Origin of the sequence: Mycolicibacter engbaekii, from assembly GCF_002101585.1 — a bacterium.
GTDB lineage: Bacteria > Actinomycetota > Actinomycetes > Mycobacteriales > Mycobacteriaceae > Mycobacterium > Mycobacterium engbaekii.
In genome coordinates this window covers 1-22394 of the sequence record NZ_LQOT01000039.1, presented here as the reverse complement: position 1 = coordinate 22394, position 22394 = coordinate 1, and the positions used below count along the sequence as shown (strand labels likewise).

General features: G+C 65.2%; 12 protein-coding genes. All 12 read left to right on the top strand.

What is annotated here, in order from left to right:
- The first annotated feature begins 36 nt into the window (after positions 1–36).
- Complete coding sequence (locus tag AWC02_RS21945; RefSeq protein WP_165757894.1) at positions 37–465, top strand: hypothetical protein; 429 nt, start codon at positions 37–39, stop codon at positions 463–465.
- Positions 411–1151: an exonuclease/endonuclease/phosphatase family protein gene (locus AWC02_RS11240; protein ID WP_085128857.1), complete on the top strand. Its 741-nt coding sequence runs from the start codon at positions 411–413 to the stop codon at positions 1149–1151. Before AWC02_RS21945 ends, AWC02_RS11240 begins: the two co-directional genes overlap by 55 nt.
- Before the next feature lie 114 nt (positions 1152–1265).
- Entirely contained in the window at positions 1266–6389 is a 5124-nt protein-coding gene (locus AWC02_RS11235) for a DEAD/DEAH box helicase (RefSeq protein ID WP_085128856.1), read from the top strand.
- Positions 6389–9268 carry a helicase-related protein gene (locus tag AWC02_RS11230; protein WP_085128855.1) on the top strand — a complete coding sequence of 960 codons (2880 nt, stop codon included), beginning with the start codon at positions 6389–6391 and terminating at the stop codon, positions 9266–9268. Before AWC02_RS11235 ends, AWC02_RS11230 begins: the two co-directional genes overlap by 1 nt.
- A complete protein-coding gene (locus tag AWC02_RS11225; RefSeq protein ID WP_085128854.1) occupies positions 9265–13383 on the top strand; it encodes an Eco57I restriction-modification methylase domain-containing protein in 4119 nt (1372 codons plus the stop codon). Before AWC02_RS11230 ends, AWC02_RS11225 begins: the two co-directional genes overlap by 4 nt.
- 97 nt (positions 13384–13480) lie before the next feature.
- Positions 13481–14860: an AAA family ATPase gene (locus tag AWC02_RS11220; RefSeq protein WP_085128853.1), complete on the top strand. Its 1380-nt coding sequence runs from the start codon at positions 13481–13483 to the stop codon at positions 14858–14860.
- The gene (locus AWC02_RS11215) at positions 14857–15366 is read left to right on the top strand and encodes a PIN domain-containing protein (protein WP_085128852.1); all 510 of its coding nucleotides are present in this window, start codon (positions 14857–14859) and stop codon (positions 15364–15366) included. The genes AWC02_RS11220 and AWC02_RS11215 overlap by 4 nt, the downstream gene beginning before the upstream one ends.
- Entirely contained in the window at positions 15363–16058 is a 696-nt protein-coding gene (locus AWC02_RS11210) for an RNA ligase family protein (RefSeq protein WP_085128851.1), read from the top strand. The genes AWC02_RS11215 and AWC02_RS11210 overlap by 4 nt, the downstream gene beginning before the upstream one ends.
- A gap of 29 nt (positions 16059–16087) precedes the next feature.
- Positions 16088–16306 (top strand): hypothetical protein, encoded by a 219-nt coding sequence (locus tag AWC02_RS21640; protein ID WP_133055629.1) that lies wholly within the window; start codon positions 16088–16090, stop codon positions 16304–16306.
- Between the two features lie 15 nt (positions 16307–16321).
- Positions 16322–18421 (top strand): UvrD-helicase domain-containing protein, encoded by a 2100-nt coding sequence (locus tag AWC02_RS11205; RefSeq protein WP_085128850.1) that lies wholly within the window; start codon positions 16322–16324, stop codon positions 18419–18421.
- A 13-nt stretch (positions 18422–18434) separates the two neighbouring features.
- Positions 18435–20699 carry a GmrSD restriction endonuclease domain-containing protein gene (locus AWC02_RS11200; RefSeq protein WP_085128849.1) on the top strand — a complete coding sequence of 755 codons (2265 nt, stop codon included), beginning with the start codon at positions 18435–18437 and terminating at the stop codon, positions 20697–20699.
- Between the two features lie 131 nt (positions 20700–20830).
- Positions 20831–22321, top strand: coding sequence for a serine/threonine-protein kinase PknH/PknJ (locus AWC02_RS23025; protein WP_419179243.1), 1491 nt, complete (start codon positions 20831–20833; stop codon positions 22319–22321).
- Positions 22322–22394 lie beyond the last annotated feature (73 nt).

The window sequence follows — 22394 nt, the reverse complement described above, 5'->3', positions numbered from 1 at the left end:
CTGCCCTGTCGGTGGCACGTGGCAGTGTCTGGTGGCATGACGACTGATGCGAGCACAGTGCGGCTGGTCGAATGGAATGTCGCAATGGGGCTGCACGGCAAAACCCATCTCCTACAGGCTTTAGCGCCTGACATCGCTGTTCTCCCGGAGTCGGCGCACCCCGATCGGGTCGGCGATGCGTTGGCAGCTGTCGGCGCCACCTCGGTGCAGTGGGTCGGCTCCAGTCCCAACAAGGGTCTTCTGGTCATCGCCTTCGGAGACTGGACCTTTCGAATCGACGACGCTTACGATCCCGGCTATCAGTGGGTGATGCCACTGCATGTCGACGGCCCCGTCCAGGTCCGGATGCTCGCGGTATGGGATATGAACCATCGCGGACGCGGGCACCAGAGGGCCCGAAGGTTGGGCGCATGCGCGCCTCGATGGAGCACTATGCCGAGTTCCTCTGCGGACCCGCGGATGTGACTGTCATCAGTGGTGACTTCAACAATTCCGTCTACTGGGACGAGCCCGGCGGCCAGGTCAGGTTCGGCGACTTCATGGATCTGTTGCAGTCGCACGGACTGGTCAGCGCCTACCACCACCAGCATGGCTGCCTACCTGGCACCGAGGCGCACCCCACCCTGTGGTGGACCCGCAACGCCGACAAGCCGTACCACGTCGACTACACGTTCGTCTCCCCCGCCGCCGTGATCGACAACGTCACCACGGGATCGCACACCGAGTGGCTCGCCCACAGCGATCACGCCCCGATGACCGTCGACCTTCGCGTCGTCCCGAACAGGACAGTCCGCAGCCCCGTCGAGGCAAGCACCGCGCAATCAGCAGACAGACAGCCCGATTCAACCCCGCAACAGGAGACAAGGATGACTGGAACACACCAAGCGCGCTTCGACCTCGCGGTCGGTGAGCTCGACGACATGATCTGCGGCAATGACGGGAAGAACTTCACGCAGGCCTTCGGGCCCAGTCACTTCACCGCAACCTGGTCGAACGGCCACGTGGCCGAGGTCAGAATCTGGGGTCCGCGCGTTCTTCAAGACGGCTCGACCGGCGCCCGAATGCTCGATCACTGCTGGCGGAAGCGCCCGATCGACATCAATGACCTCCCCGCGAGAGTGGCGCAGCGCATCCGTGCCGCGAGCCGTTGACTGGCAGCCATCGCCAGGCAACTTGGTCCCAAAATTTGAACTAGCGTCCCACTTGTCGGTCCATGCCAGTATGGTCGGCTCCATCGCGTGTCAGGTGCGCTGACAGGAGGTGGCATGGACGCGTTCGGCGTTCTGCGCGAGGTACTGGAGGACTACCAAGGTTTCGTCTCCGGCTTTTTGGAGATCAAGGACGACACGATCCGCGCCAAGGTCGAGTCGGAGATCGACGGTGGGCTGCTCTGGCCGGAGCCTTGGCTGGCACTTAACCCGGCATTCGAGTCAGGTGGCACAGTCAGCGACCTGGTCAAGCAAGAGGTACTGCACGCCGAGGCTGCAAACATCTTTCGTGCGCGAACCGAACAGGATCCCGTCGGCCGCGAGATCACCTTCCATCGTCACCAAGCCGACGCCTTCGACATCGCCAACCGCGGAGAATCGTATGTCCTGACCACCGGCACCGGCTCGGGCAAATCGATGTCCTACATAGTGCCGATCGTTGACCGGGTGCTGCGGGAGGGCTCGGGCAAGGGCGTACGCGCCATCATCGTCTACCCGATGAACGCTCTTGCCAACAGCCAGTTCAATGAGTTGGAAAAGTTCCTCGGCAAGACCAACCCCAAGGTCACCTTCGCCCGCTACACCGGGCAGGAAGGCCGGGAGGAGCGCGAGGCGACACTGGAGTCTCCGCCCGACATCCTGCTGACCAACTACGTCATGCTCGAGCTGATGCTGACTCGCCCGAGGGAGCGTCAGGCGTTGATCGCCAGCGCAGAGAATCTGTCTTTTCTGGTACTCGACGAGTTGCATACGTATCGGGGCCGCCAAGGCGCGGATGTAGCGATGCTGATCCGTCGGCTGCGTGGCGCGGTCGCCCATGCCGCCGTCCAGTGCATCGGGACCAGTGCGACACTCGCCGGGCCCGGCACCAAGGCCGAGCAACGTCAGCAGGTCGCCGAGTTGGCCACCCGCATATTCGGCGTACAGATCCCCGCCGCCAACATCGTCGGTGAGACCCTGCGCCGAGCGACCACCGGGGAGGCCGCACCGGCCGCCCTGCACAGCAGGCTCAGTCTGCCCACGCCATCAACCTGGGAACAACTGCAGGCCGATCCGTTGGCGGTCTGGACCGAACATCACTTCGGCCTACAAAAGGACGACGAAGGCAACCTCGCCCGCCGCCCGCCTTCCAAACTCACCGACGCCGCCAAAATCCTGAGCGCCGACACCGGTGTCGACCACCAGGTCTGCCACACGAAGCTGCAGGAGCTGCTGCTCGCCGGATCGCAGGCCCGCGACAGCAGCGGCCGCACCCTGTTCGCCTTCAAACTGCACCAGTTCATCGGTAAGGGCGACACGGTCTACACCACGTTGGAACCGCCCGGCACCCGATACCTGACTACGCAGTATCAGCGCAGTGCACCGGGACGCCCGCTTGGACAGCCGCTGTTCCCGCTGGCCTTCTGCCGAGAGTGCGGCCAGGACTTCCTGGTGGTCAATCTGGAGCGCGGCGGTGAGAACTTCAGCCCACGCAGCCTCCGCTCGGATCTCGCCGAAGAGCCCGATGCCCAGGGACTGCTGTACATCACCGAGGCGCCGTGGCCCGATGTCCGGGACCCGGCCCTGCTCAACCTGGTGCCCGACGACTGGGTGGTCGACACCGGGTCGGGCCGGGTCCTCGACAAAGCGCGAGAATCGAAGCTGCCCGCGTCGCTGCGGGTTGATGAGTACGGCACAATCACCGACGACGGCATGCCGGTCGCTTTCTTCGAACGCCTACACTTCTGCCCGTCATGCAAGACCAGCTACGAAAGTGCCCGCCAGTCGGAGTTCTCCCGAGTCGCCAGCCTGGGCACTGAGGGACGTGCCAGCGCGGTCACCGTGTTGTCGCAGTCGGTGGTCCGCACCCTGCGCCAGGAAACCGACCTCGATGACGTCGCCCGGAAATTTCTGGCCTTCAGCGACAATCGGCAGGACGCCAGCCTGCAGGCCGGTCATTTCAACGACTTCGTGCTGGTCGCGCTGATTCGCTCGGCGCTGTATCGCGCCGCCCGCGACCACGCGGGTCCCCTCACTGACGAGGACCTCGGACCCGAGGTGGTCGCCGCACTCGGTGGCACCGCCTTGAAGTTCTTCGCCCGCGATGAGGAGACGGCCGAGGAACCGGTCCCGCGCAAGAAGATTGCCCGTGCCCTGCGGGCCGTGGTGACCTACCGATTGTGGGCCGACCTCAAGCGCGGGTGGCGCATCACCATGCCCAACTTGGAACAGACGGGCCAATTACGGTTGGCCTACGACGGTCTGGCCGCACTGGCCTCCGACGATTCGAAGTGGTCGAACCGCGGCGAGCCGCTGGCGAGCGCCGACCCGCAGACTCGCCACGACCTGATGCATGTCTTGCTCGACGAGCTCCGCCGGAATCTGTGCATAGAGACCGAATTCCTCACCGAAGAGAAATTCGACGCAATGCGCCGCACCAGCCGAGAGTGGCTGAAAGATCCATGGGCGATCTCCGAGGAGAATGGCACCTACAGCGGGACCGCCTATCCGGGCAGCCGACCGAAGACGGCGGGAACGGGGGCAGACCTCTACCTGTCCGGGCTGGGCGCCTACGGACGCTGGCTGCGGCGCCCCAACCGCTTCCCGGGACATCCGCATGAGATCAAGACCGACGATGCCCAGTTGATCATCGAAGCGCTGATGGAGACACTGGCCACCGCCGGAATCCTGGCGCGCGTCAAGGTCCCGAAGCGTCCGACCGGCTACCGGGTCCGCGCCGACCTCATCGAATGGCATCCAGGGACCGGTGAGCACCGTGCACCCGATCCCCTACGCGGCAACCGGGCTCAAGGCCGGGTCAACCCCTACTTCCGCGACCTGTACGCCGGAACCGCGCAGGCATTGATTGGATTAGAGGCCCGCGAGCACACCGCCCAGGTGGAGGCGGCCAAACGTCAGAGACGCGAGGACGACTTCGGCGCTGCCCGCCTTCCGGTGCTGTACTGCTCGCCCACCATGGAACTCGGCGTCGACATCAACAGCCTCAATGTGGTCGGGATGCGTAACGTGCCGCCCACCCCGGCCAACTACGCTCAACGGTCCGGCCGGGCTGGGCGGTCAGGGCAACCGGCGATCGCCCTGACCTACTGCGCCACCGGAAACGCTCACGACGCCTACTACTTTCGGCGCAGCCAGGACATGGTCGCCGGCGCTGTCGCCCCACCCCGGCTGGAATTGGGCAACCAAGATCTCGTACGCGCCCACGCGCATGCCATCTGGTTGGTCACCTGCGGGCTCGACCTCAAGGTCAGCATGGTCGACCTGCTCGACATCGACCAGCCCGGTCTGCCGCTACGCCCTGAGGTGCTTGCGACCATCGAGTCCACGGCCAGCCGCGCCGCAGCCACGGAGGCAATCACGCAGATCCTGTCCGCCGCAACCGAGGTCACCACCGCCCCCTGGTGGTCGCCGAGCTGGGTAACCGAGACCGTCGAGCGTGCCGCCATGCGATTCAACAGTGCCGCCGACCGTTGGCGCGGCCTGTATCGCGACGCGCAGACCGAACTGGACAGCGCCAACACCACACTGAAGACCATCGGCGCCTCCGAGGCATCCAAACAGCGTGCCCGCGGCCGGATCTCGGAAGCCCGCGCCGCGCTCGACCTGCTCAAAGGCCAGGTCGACGACATCATGCAAGGCGATTTCTACACCTACCGCTACTTCGCCTCGGAAGGGTTCCTGCCCGGCTATTCGTTCCCGCGGCTGCCGCTGTCGGCGTTCATCCCCGCCGAGCGGCGTACCCGCAACGGGGAGGGTGACTTCATCCAGCGTCCACGGTTCATCGCGATCAGCGAGTTCGGACCAGGCGCCTTCATTTACCACGAGGGCGCCCGCTACGAGGTGACCCGCGTCGGCCTGCCCGCCCGCGAGGACGGCACCGGAGTCGCCATCACCGAAATCAAGCGCTGTGGAGCCTGCGGCTATCTCCACGACTCGACCACGGTGGACGTCTGCCAGCACTGCGCCAGTCCGACCCTGGACACAATGCCCAACCTGATGCGACTTCTGTCGGTCAAGACCCGTCGCCGTGACCGGATCAGCGCCGACGAGGAGGAGCGGCAGCGCGCCGGGCATGAGATCCTCACCTCCATCCGGTTCGTGCCGCACGGCGAGCGCGCCGGACAGCTCACCAGCACGATCAGTGCAGGCAGCAACCTCCTGGGCACAATCACCTATGGAGACACCGCACTGATCCGGCGGATGAACGTAGGCCTGCGGCGCCGCAAGGACAAAGATGTCCGCGGCCACGTGCTCGACACCGTGGATGGCCGCTGGTGCAGCGAAGCCGATCTGGCCAAGAACGTGCACGGAGAGGCACCGCGTTATCAGCGGGTGATCCCGCATGTCGAGGACCACCGAAACGCGCTGCTGCTGCATCTGGATCCGTCGATCCCAACCGAGCAACGCATGGCCGCCGCGTACGCCCTCAAACGCGGCATCGAGACCGTGTACCAACTTGAGGACAGCGAACTGGCCACCGAGGCCCTGCCGAGTAATACCGGGGATCATGCCTGGTCTCGACTGTTGTTCTTCGAGGCCGCCGAGGGCGGTGCCGGTGTCCTGCGCCGGCTGGCCACCGAGGACGGCCAGCTACGCGCGGTGGCCCGAAAAGCCTTGGAGATCCTGCACTTCGATCCCGACACCGGCGAAGATCGCAAACGCGCACCACACGCCACCGAGGACTGCGCGCAGGCCTGCTATGACTGTCTGTTGTCGTATGCCAACCAGTGGGATCACCAACGCCTAGACCGGCACTGCGTCACCGAGCTACTCCAGCAGCTCACCACGGCGACTATCGCCGTCGGCGCCGGGGGCCAGGAGCGCTCCGAGCACCTGACGAATCTCACACAAGCCTGTGACAGCGAACTGGAGCGCAGGTTCCTCGCACTGCTCGACGAACATGGCTACCGACTGCCGGACGATGCGCAGCAGATCGTCGACGGGTATTACGTGCGGCCAGATTTCGCCTATCACACCGGCGGAATGGACGTGGCGGTCTTCATCGACGGCCCCGTCCACGATTCCGCCTACCAACACGAGAAGGACGAGCAGGCACGGATGAAACTCGAAGACGAAGCCGGTTGGTTGGTGCTGCGGTTCGGCTACCAAGATGCCGACGCAGGATGGCTCAAGACCTTCGCAGAAAAGAGCGACATCTTCGGCCCCCCGAAAGCGATCTGATGACAGTCCTCGACTACCCCGCCGGCGCTTTGGTCACCGCTCGCGGCCGGGACTGGCTGGTCCTGCCGGGATCCCCCGAGGGGGCACTGCTGGTCCGCCCCCTCGGCGGTCACGAAGACGAGACGACCGTGCTGCTGCCCGGTATCGACGAGTTCGCCGCGGCGACGTTCGACCCGCCCAGTGTCGAGGACCGCGGCGACGCCACCCGGGCCCGCCTGCTGCGAGACGCGCTACGCCTGTCGTTCCATGCGGGCGGCGGTCCGTTCCGCTCGTTCGCCCGGCTAGCGGTCACGCCGCGCAACTATCAACTGGTGCCGCTGCTGATGGCGGCCCGCCAGAACACGGTGCGGCTGCTGATCGCCGACGGGGTCGGGATCGGCAAGACGGTGGAGGCCGGATTGATCGCCGCGGAGCTGTTGGCCACCGGTGACGCACAACGGCTGGTGGTGCTGTGTTCACCCCAACTGGCCCCACAGTGGCAGAGCGAACTGCTGCATAAGTTCGGTATCGATGCTCAGCTGTTGTTGCCGTCAACGGTCAACCGACTGTCCCGCAATGTCCCCTTCGGCTCGAATCTCTACCAGCACTATCCGCACCTGGTGATCTCCACCGACTTCATCAAACAGAAGACCCGCCGCGACGAATTCGCCCTGAACTGTCCGGAATTGGTGATCGTCGACGAAGCTCACACCTGTGTGGCCTCGGCCGGAACGGGCGGCGGCAGCCAAGCACATCTGCGCTACACACTGCTGCGCAAGCTTGCCGACGACCATGACCGCCACCTGCTGCTGCTGACCGCGACCCCGCACAGCGGAGACGACACCGCCTGGCAATCCCTGATCGGGCTGCTCGACAATCGTTTGGGTGACCTGCCGACGGACCTGTCCGGCAAGGACCGCGAAGAGGACCGGAAGCTGCTGGCGCAATATATGATCCAGCGCCGCCGCGCCGATATCCGTGAATACCTCGACGAGGACACCCCATTCCCGCAGCGGGAAACCGGCGAGACCGCCTACAAACTCACCGCCGGCTACCGTGCGCTGTTCGACGACGTGATGGATTACGTCCGCGAACAGGTCACCGACCCCAAGCTGTCCGCAGTGCGCCAGCGAGTCCGCTGGTGGTCTGCGATCGCACTGCTGCGCTGCCTGGCCTCCAGCCCAGCCGCCGCCGAGCAGACCCTGCTCAACCGCTCCGCGGTGGCGGCCACCGCAGACGACACCGATGAGGCGGTCATTGACGCCTACGCCGAACCACGCGTGCTGGACTCCGATCTCGATGACGCGACCGAGGCCGAAGACATCACCGTAGGCGCCGACACCACAGCCACCAGCGACAGCCCCGACACCGGAGCCCGAAAGCGGCTGCGAGAGTTGGCCGCAGCGGCGGCAGCGTTGCGGGGACCGCGCCACGACGCCAAACTCAAGCGGGCCATCCCACTTATCAAGGACCTCATCTCCGACGGGTTTCACCCGATCGTGTTCTGCCGCTTCATTCCAACCGCCGAGTATCTGGGCGAGCACCTCGGCGCTGCCCTGGCCAGGGTTCCCGGGCTGAGGATGGAGGTAGTCAGTGGAACGTTGCCGCCGGAGGAGCGCGAAGAACGGGTCGCCGCGCTGACCGCACACGACGGTCCGCGGCTCCTGATCGCCACCGACTGCCTGTCGGAGGGCGTCAACCTGCAGGACGGTTTCAGCGCCGTCGTGCATTACGACCTGGCCTGGAACCCGACCCGCCACGAACAGCGGGAGGGCCGCGTCGACCGGTTCGGCCAACAGGCCCCGGTGGTGCGCACCGTCACCTATTACGGGGAAGACAACGGCATCGACGGCATCGTGCTCCAGGTGTTGATCCGCCGCCACGAAAACATCAAGCGCAGCATCGGGGTGTCGGTGCCGATCCCCGTCGACTCAGCCACCGTGATGAAGGCGATCTGGGAGTCGCTGTTGCTGCGCGGCAAAGACGCCGAACAGCTCACCCTGGACTTCGCAACAGCCACCTCGGCCTCCCTGGCGGAGCAGGTTGAGGTCGCCTGGTCGGATGCCGCCGAACGCGAGAAGGCGTCCCGGTCACGGTTCCGGCAGGCCGGGCTCAAGCCCGACACCGTCGCCCAGGCACTGACCGAAGTGCGCCGGGCCCTGGGCGGGCCGGCCGACGTGGAGTCGTTCACCCGCACTGCGCTGTCGCTGTTGGGGGCGGCCGTCAGCGACACTGCCGACGGGTTCACCACTCGTATCGACACCCTGCCCGCCGCGGTGCGTGACCAGCTGCCACCCACCAAAGCTGCGACGCTGACCTTCCACCGGTCCCTGCCGATGCCGCCGGGCCACCACGTATTGGCCCGCACTGACACGTGCGTGGAGGCCCTGTCGCGCTACGTGCTGGACGCAGCCCTGGATGCCCGGTTGGATGCTGCGGCCCGGCCGGCGCGGCGCGCCGGCGTGATGCGCACCGACGGGGTCCGCAAGGTGACCACCTTGCTGATGGTGCGTCACCGGTTGGAGATCACCCTGCCCGGCACGGCTACCACCGTCACCCAGGTCGCCGAAGAGGCCCGCTTCGTCGCATTCACCGGCAGCGGGGACACGCTGACCTGGCTGCCGCAGTCCGAGGTGGACGCATTGCTGACATTGAGCCCGTCTGGCAATGTCGATGACGTCCTGGCCCGAGCCCAATTGGGCCGCGCCCTTGACCGGCTGCCCGCCCTGGCCGCACAGCTCGCCACCACCGGCGCCGATGCCGCTGCAGCGTTGGTGACTGAGCACCAGGCAGTGCGTACCGCCGCCAAAGCCGGCGGCAGAACCCCCCGGGTGAAGTTCCTACCGCCCGCCGACGTTCTCGGTGTGTATGTCTTTCTGCCCGACGGGAGTTCCACATGACCACCGCATCGGTGTTCCGCGCGATCCGTAGCGTCGGCACCGCCCTGCCCTCCGAGGCGATCCCTCGGGCCAACGAGCTGCGGTTGCCCGGTCAAACCGCCGAGGCATACCAGCTGCCGCCGGGTATGGCCATCAACGCCGCCATCGCCCGCGCTTGGGAAGCCATGCTGGGCGCCCACGCCAAATGGCGAGCCGCACTGGAGAGATTGCCCGCAGGCGACCCCGCCACCAAACTCACCCGCGAACGCTGGCTGCTGCCGCTGCTCTACGAACTGGGATGGGGCCGCCCCGAGGCCATCAGCGGCGGGCTGGCGGTTCCGCCGGGCCTGGGTGAGACCGATGCCCCGCATTTCCCGATTTCCCATCGGTTGTCGTGGCCTGATGCCGCCGCCCCGGCCGCGTGGGCCCCACTGCACCTGCTCGGCGCCGGCGTCGAACTGGACACCAAGACCCCGTCGGTGACCGCCCGCGCCCCCCAAGCCATGCTGCAGGACTACCTCAACCGTGAGGACCGCGCCCTGTGGGGGGTGCTGTCCAATGGGCGAGTGCTGCGGCTGCTGCGAGACGCCTCCACGCTGACTCGGCAGTCGTTCGTCGAGTTCGACCTGGATGCGATCTTCACCGACCAGCTCTACGCCGACTTCCGGGTGCTCTTCTTGACCCTGCACGCCAGTCGGTTCGCCCCGCAGCTCGACGAGAAGGCCGCCAAAGCAGCCAAAAAGGCCGCCGCCGAAGCCGATAACGACAGTGACGACGCGGACGCCGACCTGGATCAGGCTTCACCCAAACTGGACAACTGCCTATTGGAACGGTGGCGCACCACCGCCATCGATGACGGCGCCCGCGCCCTGCTGAACCTGCGCGACGGCGTGGCAGTCGCCCTGCAGGAGTTGGGCACCGGATTCGTCTCCCACCCCGCCAACACCACACTGCGCGACACCCTGGCCGTCGCGGCAAATGCCGACAAGGATCTGCATCGCGCGCTGCTGAACATTGCCTACCGGCTGATCGTGCTGTTCGTCGTCGAGGACCGCGATCTGCTGCATCCCGCCGACGCCTCAGCGGCGGCCCGCCGGCTCTACGCCGACTACTTCTCCACCGCCCGGCTGCGCCGCCTGGCCGACCAGCCGATCGGTGGCTGGCACACCGACCTCTGGGAAGCCCACCGGATCGTCACCGACGCGCTGGCAGGCGACGGGCTGCCGCAGCTCGGGCTGCCCGGGCTGGGCGCGAGCATATTCAGCCGCGACGCCCTGGCCGTGCTCGACGGCGCGGTGCTGCCCAACCGCAACCTGTTGGCCGCGGTCCGCGCCCTCGCACAGATCAATGACCCGGTCACCGGAGCACCCCGCCGCGTCGACTACCGCAACCTCGACAGCGAGGAACTCGGTGGCATGTACGAGGGCCTGCTGGCCTACACTCCGCGATACCACGCCGACGACCGCACCTTCACCCTGGACACCGCGACCGGCAGCGACCGCAAGAAGTCCGGCTCCTACTACACTCCCTCCGCGCTGATCGCGCTGGTCCTCGACGAAGCCCTTGACCCGCTGATCGCCGAGGCCGTTGGTGGCCCCGACCCGCAGCAGGCGCTGCTGGACCTGACCGTGGTCGACCCGGCCTGCGGCAGCGGGCATTTCGTGGTCGCCGCGGCCCGGCGCATCGCCGCCGCACTGGCCACAGTGCGCACCGGGGAGACCGAACCGAGCCCAGCCGAGCTGCGCGCGGCCACCGCCGACGTCATCGAGCGCTGCGTGTACGGGGTGGACCTCAACGATCTCGCCATCGAGATCACCAAAGTCGCGCTCTGGCTCGAAGCGTTCGACCCTGACCGGCCGTTCCCCTTCCTCGACGCACACTTTCGGGTCGGCAATGCCCTCCTGGGCACCACCCCAGAACTGCTGCGCCACAACATCCCGGACACCGCCTTCGCCGTGCTCGGTGATGACGACCCCGACTGGACCAAGAAGCTCAAGGCCCGCAACAAAGCCGAACGCCTATCCGACGATCAACTCAGCCTGGCATTGGGGCCAGACACCCTGGACGTGGCGACTGGACGATTGACCAAGGCCGCGCTCGACGCCGACGCCGGGCACGCCGCGTCGGTCGCGGCGATGCGAGCCCGCGCCGACGCTTGGCGTCGCCTGGAAGAAGACCCGGAGCTGATCGCCGCCAAACGGGTGGCTGACGCCTGGTGCGCGGGGTTCGTCCAGCCCAAGACGGGGGCAACCACCTCGGGGCCGGGTATCACGCATGCCACTTTGCGCGCACTGTCGGAGAACCCGGACTCGGTGCCGGACAACGTCATCGACCTGATCGATCACCTGGCGCGCCAATACCGGTTCTTCCATTGGCATCTGGAGTTCCCCGGCATCTTCACCGTTCCGGAGGATGGCAGCGCCGAAGCTGCAACGGGTTGGAGTGGCGGATTCTCGTGTGTGGTCGGCAATCCTCCGTGGGAGACACTGCAGCTCGAGGACAAGCAGTTCTTCGGCAACATGGGCCGCACCGATATCGAGAAGGCGCCTAACGCTGCCGCCCGCAAGAAGATGATCGCCAAGCTGGAGGACTCCGAACCCGACCTGTTCCAGCTCTATCAAGCCGCACGCCGTCAATCCGACGCCACCAACCACCTCGTACGCGGCGGCCGCTTCCCACTGACCGCGCAAGGCAAGATCAACACCTACAGCGTGTTCGCCGAGAACATGCGCACCGCCACCAGTTCCCACGGTGCGGCCGGCATCATCACCCCCACCGGGCTGGCCACCGACAAGACGACGTCGGAATTCTTCAAAGACACCCTGAGCAATCGGCGGCTCTACGCGTTCTACGACTTCGACAACGAGGCGAAGATCTTCCGAGACGTCCACCACGCCTACCGGTTCGCGGTCACGACCATGACCGGCACCCGACGCCCGGCAGAGCGCACCAAGTTCGCCTTCCTCAACCGGCATGTCTCCGACGTCCCGGAAAAACGGTTCGAGCTCACCGCTGACGAGGTGCTCGCGCTCAACCCCAACACCGGAACACTGCCGATGTTCCGCAGCCGTGCCGATGCCGACATCACCCTCGGCATCTATTCCCGCCATCCTGTCCTGATCCGCGACGACGACGCCGACGGCAATCCGTGGTGCCTATCGTTCAGCCAGGGCCTGTTCAACATGGCGTCCGACGCCGGACTCTTCCGCACCGCAGATGAGCTCGCCTACGCCGGCTTCAACGGGTGGTCCTACGAGCGGGACGGCACTGAATACGTCCCGCTGTACGAAGCGAAGATGCTCAGCCACTTCGATCACCGGTTCTCCACCTACAAAGACGCGACCCAGGCGCAGTTGAACGTCGGCACGCTGCCCAGGTTGTCCGACGAGCAGCACGACGACCCGAATCTGGAGCCGCTGGCACGGTATTGGGTGAAGCGATCCGACATCGACACGGTGCTCAGCGAGCGTTGGGACCGTAAATGGCTGCTGGGTTGGCGAGATATCGCCCGCGCCAGCGATTCTCGGACCTTCGTTCCATCGGTGTTTCCCAAGGCAGCGGCCGGCGACCCTTGCCTCCTCGCGCTGCCCCAAAGTTCGGCAAATGGTCCCCTGCTCCATGCAGTTTGGTCAAGCTCTGTCTTTGACTATGTGAGCCGCCAGAAGCTCAGCGGAACCCACATGAAGTACTTCACCACCAAGCAGCTGGCGTGCCCCGCACCGGAATACTTCGTTCGTCCCGCGCCGTGGCACCCCGCCGCCACCCTCACCGACTGGCTCCTCCCCTACGTCCTCGAACTCTCCTACACCTCTTGGCGATTGCAGCCCTACGCCCAAGACCTCGGCGATAATGGACCGCCGTTCCGTTGGGACCCCGAACGCCGCGCACTGCTGCGCGCCGACCTCGACGCCGCCTTCCTGCACATCTACGGCCTTTGCCGCGACGAGGCTGAGCACGTCCTCGACTCCTTCTTCGTCGTCCGCAAATACGAGGAACGCGACTTCGGCGAGTACCGCACCCGCCGCCTCGTCCTCGAGGCCTACGACCGTATGGCCGCCGCCATCGCAAACGGCGGCACCGACTGGAAGCCGCTGGCGGACGTTCCTGCCGGCCACGGGCCGCGGCATCAGAAGTGAGGGGATGGCGCATGCAGGCGCCCGTCGAGGACGGCAGACATGACTCCACACCGCCAGTAAGGTTGCCCTCGGGTGCCCGCAACAGAAAGGGGGACCGGTGCTCACCAGGCTGCGGCTGAAGAACTTTAAGGCGTGGGCAGACACCGGCGATGTCGAACTTGCGCCTTTGACCATTCTGTTCGGCGCCAACTCGGCCGGAAAGTCGAGCCTGCATCAGTTCCTCCTGATGCTTCGGCAGACGATCGAATCCCCCGACCGCCGGCGCGTCCTGCACACCGGCGATGACCGGACACCCGTCGACCTGGGCAGCTATTCGGGCCTGCTGCGCAGCTCTGGTACCGAGCTTCCCCTTGAGTTTGAACTTGACTGGCGCCGAAGAAGCCAGCTTCGGGTCGACTACGCGCGCAACAACAGGCGATTCAGCGGTCGCGACCTGGGTTTCAGAGCGGCGATCAGCGCGACGGCCGACACGCCACCACGGTTGCGAGTCGACAGCTACGAGTATCGCCTCGGCGCCGACGTCCCGAATGTCCTGCGGCTGGGCAGTGCGCGGAACAGCAAGGGCGAGTATGAAATCCGCGCCGAGGGAATCGAACTGGTGCGCACGATGGGCCGTAAATGGCCGGTGTCGGCGCCCTCTCAGTTCCACGCCTTCCCCGACGACCTGCCGACCCGCTACCAATACCTGGATTTCGCCGCCGACCTGACGCTGGCGCTGGAAGAACAACTGCGCGCAATCACCTATCTGGGGCCACTGCGCGAGAAGCCGAACCGGTTGTATCGATGGTCCGGCGAGGAAGTCGGCCATGTCGGCTGGCGCGGTGAGCACTCCATCGAAGCCCTCCTGGCCGGCCGCACACGGAAGTTCAACTTCGCGGCGAAGCATAAATTGCAGCCCCTGCAGGTTCTTGTTGCGAAATGGCTTCGCGATCTCGGCGTCATCGACAAGTTCTCGGTCGCGCAGATCGGGGCAGGGCGCGACGAGTACGAAGTGCGCGTGACCAGCCCGCGCAGCAGGCAGGAAGTCCTGCTGACGGATGTCGGATTCGGCGTCTCCCAAGTCCTGCCAGTGGTCGTGGAGGCGTTTTACTCCGCTCCGGGCTCGACCGTTGTCATGGAGCAGCCTGAGATCCACCTGCATCCCGCCGTTCAGGCCGGTCTCGCGGATCTGTTCATCGCCGCTATCTCGGCGCGCGAGAACAGCTCGCCGCGCGAGACCCAGTTCATCATCGAATCCCACTCCGAACACCTGCTCCGGCGCCTGTTGCGAAGGGTCGCCGAAGAGGAGGTCGATCCCGCGGATGTGCGGTGCTATGTGGTGAATCCCGGAAAAGGTGGGTCGACCATCGACGCGCTGGATGTCGATGAGTACGGCAACGTGCACAACTGGCCGGAACATTTCTTCGGCGACCCCGCAGCGGACATCATCGCGCAATCCCGAAGTGCCCGAGTTCGTCGAAGTGCCGGACCGCGATGACGAAGGTGATCGACACGAATGTGCCTTTGGTCAGCAAACTTCCGGCCGACCACCCTGCAGAACTCGTCGACGCCTGCGAAGTGATGCTCGAAGATATCATCGAAGGCAAATTTCCCGTCGTCACCGACCTGGCAGGTGAGATCGTTGAAGAGTACTTCCACAAATTGAGTCGAAGCGGTCAGCCCAGTCTGGGGGATGCATTCGCCCGCTACGTGTTCGAGAACCGATATCACTGGGACGACTCAATGCGCCCAGACATCGATCCTGGGGAACCCGACACCAACACCTATGGCGTGCTGGGCGGCGACCACGATGAGATCGATCCGTCCGATCGAAAGTTCGTGGCAGCTGCCAAGGTCGCCGGCGCTCCGGTGGTCCAGGCCTCCGACACCAAGTGGCTCGACTGGGGTGCGGTCCTGGGCCGCCACGGTGTGCGCGTCGAGTACGTCCACGAACCCTCGATCCGAGCCGCCTACCGCGTGAAGTTTGGGCGGGATGCGCCATGACCGAGTTCGCCCGATTTCCGTCGACCCCGTACCTGGTTCGCCCGCCGGGAGTCGATGTCCGCGGCGACAAAGTCCTCACCGATACCGAACGTGCGGAGTTCTTGGCTCAGCCGTTGCACGTTGACGAGAAGGTCGACGGCCAGAACCTCGGCATCTCAATCGGCAGCGACGGGCTGCGGTTTCAGGCGCGAGGCAGTTATGTTCAGCCTGGCGGGCGCCACTTCCGGGGCCTTGCGACGTGGATAGCGCCGCGGCAGCAACGGTTCATGGACGGGCTCAGTGACGAGCTGATCGTCTTCGGTGAATGGTGCACGGTCGAGCACAGCGTGCACTACGACAAGCTGCCCGACTGGTTCCTGGTGTTCGACGTCTACGACCGGGCTACGAGGTTGTTCTGGGAGCCCGACATGCGTGACGCACTCGCGGACGACCTGGGCTTATACACCGTCCCCTTCCTCGGAGCCGGTCGTTTCGACCTCGATGGTCTGATGAGGCTTATGACTCAGAGCAGGGTGGGGCATGAACAGATGGAGGGTGTCGTCGCCCGAACGGTTGGGTCCGACTGCCAGCAGCGTCGCGCAAAGATTGTCCGACCGGAGTTCGTGCAGCAGATCGACCAGCATTGGATGTCTGGGCCGCACAAGATGAACAGGCTGGCAACAATTTCCACAGGTCGCAGGCGTGAGCATTGATGAGAATTGTGATACGCCGAGGACCCCGAGTGGGCACACCGCTCAACGTGACAACGACCGCGCCGCAGGTAAAGCCCTCGGACAGGAGGCGTTTCGACCGTGAGCCGGAACACCCCAGCAACGGCGTGGATGCATTCCAGCCGGAGACGCGCGCGCAACTCGACTGCTCGGCGCCGCCGAAGGAAGGCATCGGATCGATCCGCTCGAAGCCCAGCTGTTTCCGCTCAACATCGCACCGCGCTCAATGAGATACCAAGGAAGCCATGCCCACACTCGCCATCGACAAGGGGTTCCTGAACGACCTGGCCAAGCTGGAGAAGCCAGTCTTCAAACGCGTCACCGAGGTCTTCGATGAGTTCGACTCCGCCACCCACACCGGGCTGCACCTGGAAAAGATCGCCAAGGCCCGCAACCCGCGCTTCCGGTCCATTCGCATTGACCAGTTTTGGCGGGGCATCGTGCTGGCACCCGAGCGCGGCGACGTCTACACGTTGCTGAAGGTTCTCCCCCACGACGACGCCTATGACTGGGCACAGCGCACTAAGCTCTCGGTCAACGCCGCCACCGGTGGCATCGAGATCCGTGACGAAGCCGAACTCGACCGGCATATTCCCCATCAGCCCGAGCCGGCATCCACCGGGGCGGCCCCCCTGTTCGCCGACATCAGCGACGGCACACTGACCAAACTCGGCATCGACGCACAGGTGCTCTCGTTCGCCCGCACCGTCACCGACGCCGCCCAGCTTGACGCGGCGAAGGCATTTCTGCCACAAACCCAGTGGGAAGTGCTGTTCGGGCTGGCCGCCGGCTACACCCCCGAAGAGGTATGGGCGGAACTGGGCGCGGTGATCCTCGACGAACCGGTCGACACCGAGGATCTCGACGCCGCGATCCTGCGCAGCCACGATCGGGTCATGCTGGTCGAGGGCCCGGATGAGCTGATGGATGTCTTCGCCTACCCGTTCGCCACCTGGCGGGTGTACCTCCACCCCACCCAGCGCGCTGTCGTCGATGCCGCCTACGGGGGACCGGCCCGGGTCACTGGTGGTCCCGGCACCGGCAAGACCGTCGTGGCCCTGCACCGCGCACACCGGCTTGCGCAACGCGGCGAGGGCAAGGTTCTGGTCACCACATTCACCTCCACCCTGTCTGAAAGTCTGCAAGACGGTCTGGACATGCTGGTCGATGACGACGCCGCCGAACGGCGCTTAGAGGTCATCCACATCGACAAGCTGGCGCACCGGGTGTTTCGGTCCGCGCACGGAGCCCCGCATCTGCTTGAGTCCGGTGATGAGGACGCGTTGTGGGCGGAGCTCATCGACAGCCTCGGGTTGAGCTTCACCCCGGTGTTCCTGGCCGAGGAGTGGCGGCAGGTGGTGCTGGCGCAGCGTATCGACACCGCTGAGGCTTACATGGCGGCCAAACGAACTGGACGCGGTCGGGGGCTGGGATCGGTCCAGCGGGCACAGGCCTGGCAGGCGATCTACGAGTTCGAGCGCGCCCTGACCGACCGCGGGTTGTGGACGCATGAGACTGTGCGCCGAGAGGCTACTCGACTGTTGGAAACCACCGCCAACAAGCCATATCGCCACATCATCGTCGATGAGGCGCAGGATCTCAGCCCCGACCAGTGGCGGCTGCTCCGTGCCGCCGTGCCCGAGGCACCCGACGACATCTTCATCGCCGGCGACACGCACCAGCGGATCTACCACAATAGGGTCAGCTTTCGCGAGGTCGGCATCAACATCGCGGGCCGCTCGACGCGACTCAACCTCAACTACCGCACCACGGCGGAGATTCTCGGTTGGAGCATGGGATTGCTGCGCGGCCAGCCGATCGATGACATGGACGGCGGACTGGAGTCGATCGCCGGGTGCCAGTCTCACGTGCACGGTCCACCGCCGCGGCTTGAGGGCGCCGCCGACGCAGGCGCCGAGGCCGCTCTTGTTGCTGCCGTCGTGTCCAACTGGCTCGCTGCTGGAGTCGCACCCAACGAGATCGGAATCGCGGTACGCGCCAAATGGTTCGCCACCCAGATCGAGAAGGCGCTGGCCTCCGCGAGCGTCGCATCGGTGCGGCTGGCCGAAGCCTCCGAGTCCGATGACGACGCGGTGCGCGTGGGGACCATGCACCGGATGAAGGGCCTGGAGTTCCGCTGCGTCTGTGTTGCCGGAGTCAGCGCCAAACAGGTACCCGAACCCAACGCCGTCACCGCGATCGAGGACGACCGGCAGACCCACACCCAGGATCTGGAGCGGGAGCGCTGCCTGCTGTTCGTGGCCTGCACCCGGGCCCGCGAGGAACTCGTCATCACCTGGCATGGCGAGCCCAGCCCTTTTCTGACCGCACTATCAACGAACTGACACAGGAGACAGCATGACCCGTCTGTCGACATTGCTGGACGAAATCGACTCCGGCGCCGTGCTGTTGCCTGAGTTCCAACGCGGCTACGTGTGGAACCGCGACCAGGTCCGCGGTTTGATGCGCTCGCTGTACCGCGGCTACCCGGTCGGTGGTCTGCTGATGTGGGAGACCACCTCCGAGGACATCACAGTGCGAGGCGCGGCCGGCGGCAGCGGCACCCGGCAGCTGCTGCTCGACGGCCAGCAACGCGTCACTTCGATGTACGGGGTGATCCGCGGCACGCCGCCACCGTTCTTCGAGGGTGACGCGAACGCGTTCACCGGGTTGCACTTCAACGTCGCAACCGAGACGTTCGAGTTCTACGCACCGATGAAGATGGCCGATGACCCGACCTGGGTGAACGTGACCGAGCTGTTCCGAAAGGGCCCGTTCGAATACCTCACCGCATTTCCCGACGTCGAACGCGATGTGCTCAACACCTACCTGGAACGGCTCAACCGGATCAAAGAGATCGAGAACCGGGACTTCAATCAGGAGAAGATCACTGGCTCAAGCAAGACCGTCGACGAAGTGGTCGATATCTTCAACAAGGTCAACTCTGGTGGAACCAAACTCACCAAGGGTGACCTCGCTCTGGCCAAGCTCTGCGCCGAGTGGCCCGATGCCCGCAAGGAGCTGCGTGAAAACTTAGAGCGCTGGCGCGCTGCGGGTTTCAAGTTCTCGTTGGACTGGTTGCTGCGCAACGCGACTGCGGTGGCCACCGGCCGTGCGCTGTTCTCCTCACTCGGGACGGTAGGTGCCGACGAATTCGAAGTCGCGCTCCAGAATTCGGTCAACCACGTCGGCACCTTTCTCGATGCCGTGTCCGGCCGCCTGGGACTCGACCATGATCGGGTCCTCATGGGCCGCTACGCCGCCCCGGTGATCACGCGACTGCTTCACCTCAACGGCGGGCGGTTCGCGGACAGCACGCACCGAGACAAGGTGCTCTACTGGTATGTCCACTCTGCCTTGTGGGGCCGGTTCAGCGGCTCCACTGAGACCGTGCTGCAGCAGGATTACGAAACGGCCGAGCGCGGCGGGATCGATGCCCTGATCGCGACATTGGAGCGCGCCCGGGGCGGCCAACTGACTGTCGGACCCGACGACTTCGCAGGCGCGACCCGCGGGGCACGCTTCTACCCCCTGCTGTACCTGCTGACCCGTGTCGATGGCGCCCGCGACTTCGGCAGCGGACTGGAGCTGCGCGCCGAGTTACTGGGCAAGCTGACGTCCCTTCAAGTGCATCACATTTTTCCGAAGGCGCTGCTGCGCAAGCATGGCTATGACCGTGGCGACATCAACGCACTGGCGAACTTCTGCTTCCTCACCCAGGCAACCAACATTGCGATCGGGATGCGCGACCCGGCTGAGTACCTGCCCGAGGTTGCCGCCAAGCACCCAGGGGTCCTTGAGTCACAGTGGATTCCCGCCCACCCCGAGCTGTGGCAGGTCGAGCGTTACCACGATTTCCTCGCCGCCCGCCGCGAGCTGCTGGCCGAATCCGCACAACGGTTTCTCGCGAGCCTGCTCAGCGCAGAAAGCGCACCCGAAGGCGCAGCCTTGGAGCCATTACAGGTCGCCGACGAAGTCGTGGATGACCCGCGCGCCCAGCAGGTACAGGCTGCGATCGCCGAGCTGACCGAGCGAGGGTTCGCCACGCCCACCGTCGACGCTGAGATCGCCGATCCGGCCAGCGGGGTTCCATTGGCGGTGGCCGAGGCGTTCTGGCCTGACGGATTGCAGACAGGCGTCGGCGCTCCCGTCGTTCTTGAGCTCGACCCCGATGACGCTGATCTTCCTCGGCTTGAGGAACTCGGCTACATGGTGTTCACCTCGGTCGATGCCCTCCGCGGTTTTGTGGACAAAGAGAGTGTCGATGCCGCCGGGGAGCAGGCCGAGGTGACCGAAAGCCCTGAGGCCGCGGGGGATAGCGACGAGGTGCAGCGGGAGTTCGCCAGCCGGATGGTCGACTTGTACCGGCGTGCGCTTGCCGAAGTCGGCGTACACGCTAACTATTTCCGCAGCATGATCGCCGAGCTCGGTCCGCTGGCAACCGCGCACAAGTTGCTGGCGGCGCCCGCGGTATCCGACGGCTTCGCCGCACTGTGGGAACGCGGACGGATGGACCTCACCGTGGAAGCCGTCGTGGTGGAGCCTAAGTTCGCGGAGTTGTTCAGCACCGATGAGATCGCCGTGGCGCAGCGGCGGTTGGAGCAGTTCGGGTATGCCCGATGAACTCGCCGGCTCGCCAACTCGGGCAGATTTGCAACGTCAGGGGAGTCGGCGATGCCGTTGCACAGCGGTGAGGTATTCGCTGGCTTCAAGATTGTGCGCCTCTTGGGCTCCGGTGGCATGGGTGAGGTCTCCTGGCTGAACATCCTCGACTCCCACGCCGTGATGCCCTGAAAATACTGCCGAGCAGCATCTCTGGAGACAGAGAATTTCGCCTGCGTTTCGCGCGAGAGGCCGACCTGGCGTCGACCCTGTGGCATCCGCACATCGTGGGTGTGCATGACCGAGGCGAATCTGAAGGCCAACTATGGATCTCCATGGACTTCGTGGACGGACTCGATGCCGGCCGAAAGCTTGCCGAATCGCACCCGTCAGGGATGCCAGTCGATGAAGTCTTAAGGATCGTCACCTCAGTGGCAAGTGCATTGGACTATGCCCACAAACGGGGCCTACTGCACCGCGATGTCAAGCCGGGGAACATCATGCTCGCCGACGCAGACGACACTGCTGAGCAGCGAATCTTGCTGACCGACTTCGGGATCGCCCGCACCATCGACGAAATCAGTGGTCTTACCGCGACCAATATGACCGTCGGCACGGTAGCCTACTCCGCGCCCGAACAACTTATTGGCGAAGAAATCACAGGTCGCGCCGACCAGTATGCACTGGCCGCCACCGCCTACCACCTGCTGAGCGGTTCTCACCTGTTCCCGCATTCGAATCCAGCTGTCGTCATCGGTCGTCACCTCAACTCCGCGCCGCCTTCAATCGCCGACACCCGGCCCGAACTGGCCGCCCTCGATGAGGTGCTGGCATCAGCCCTCGCGAAGGATCCTGGCGAGCGGTTTGCCCGATGCACCGAGTTTGCTCACGCTCTGGCAGAACAGATATCCGCACCGCCGGACACTGTGCGCGCGACACGTGCTCGGCCAGTTTCTACAGCGCGCCGAACACCGCCGAACACACCCGCGCCAGTAATTGCACATCCTGACAAGTCGAACGCCCCTGGCGCGCGATCCCGGAGAGGCTTACTGGTAGCCGCAGGCACAGCAACGGCTCTTTCCAGCGCCGTGGGAGCCGCCCTCGCCTGGCACCCGTGGACAAGACACGACAGCTCCGCCCCCAGCAGCCGTTCGATAGCTTCCGCCACCACAACGATTGCCCCAGTCATTACCGCCCCGACTCCTCCACCACCTCCACCGGTGTTCGCAGCATCAGATATCGACACCGTCTTGCTCAAGCCGTCGGAGATCGCGAATATGACCAGCGACCACTTCCGCGGCTATTCACCCGACGGACACCTGGAAGTCCTCGCCTCTTCGTTAGGTATGTCGGACAACGCATTCGCGATCGATCCGCCCGACTGCGCCGGCGTCATCTTCGGCGCCGAACGACAGGTGTATGCCGACACCGGCTACCAAGCGATCCGCGACCAGACGCTCGGCAAAGACGGGACCACTATCGACGGATTGATCGAGCAGACCGTTGTCGTCTTTCCCACAATTGCAGAGGCGCAAGCAAGCCTGTCCGCATCGACATTCCAGTGGCGGAAGTGCGCTAGCGGTCACCCCGACCCCGACCCGCGCTTCCCGGCCGCGACGCAGGTGGAATTTTCGATCGGGTGAGGTGAGCCCCTCGTAGTGGTCCAGTTGTTGTGCGACTCTGATGCCCGGTGTTCGGGCAGGAAGAATCAGCAAC

Excerpts from the sequence above, each read along its gene's own strand:
- AWC02_RS21945 (WP_165757894.1), top strand. The coding sequence starts at position 37 with ATGACGACTGATGCGAGCACAGTGCGGCTGGTCGAATGGAATGTCGCA.
- AWC02_RS11240 (WP_085128857.1), top strand. The coding sequence starts at position 411 with ATGCGCGCCTCGATGGAGCACTATGCCGAGTTCCTCTGCGGACCCGCG.
- AWC02_RS11235 (WP_085128856.1), top strand. The coding sequence starts at position 1,266 with ATGGACGCGTTCGGCGTTCTGCGCGAGGTACTGGAGGACTACCAAGGT.
- AWC02_RS11230 (WP_085128855.1), top strand. The coding sequence starts at position 6,389 with ATGACAGTCCTCGACTACCCCGCCGGCGCTTTGGTCACCGCTCGCGGC.
- AWC02_RS11225 (WP_085128854.1), top strand. The coding sequence starts at position 9,265 with ATGACCACCGCATCGGTGTTCCGCGCGATCCGTAGCGTCGGCACCGCC.
- AWC02_RS11215 (WP_085128852.1), top strand. The coding sequence starts at position 14,857 with ATGACGAAGGTGATCGACACGAATGTGCCTTTGGTCAGCAAACTTCCG.
- AWC02_RS11210 (WP_085128851.1), top strand. The coding sequence starts at position 15,363 with ATGACCGAGTTCGCCCGATTTCCGTCGACCCCGTACCTGGTTCGCCCG.
- AWC02_RS11205 (WP_085128850.1), top strand. The coding sequence starts at position 16,322 with ATGCCCACACTCGCCATCGACAAGGGGTTCCTGAACGACCTGGCCAAG.
- AWC02_RS11200 (WP_085128849.1), top strand. The coding sequence starts at position 18,435 with ATGACCCGTCTGTCGACATTGCTGGACGAAATCGACTCCGGCGCCGTG.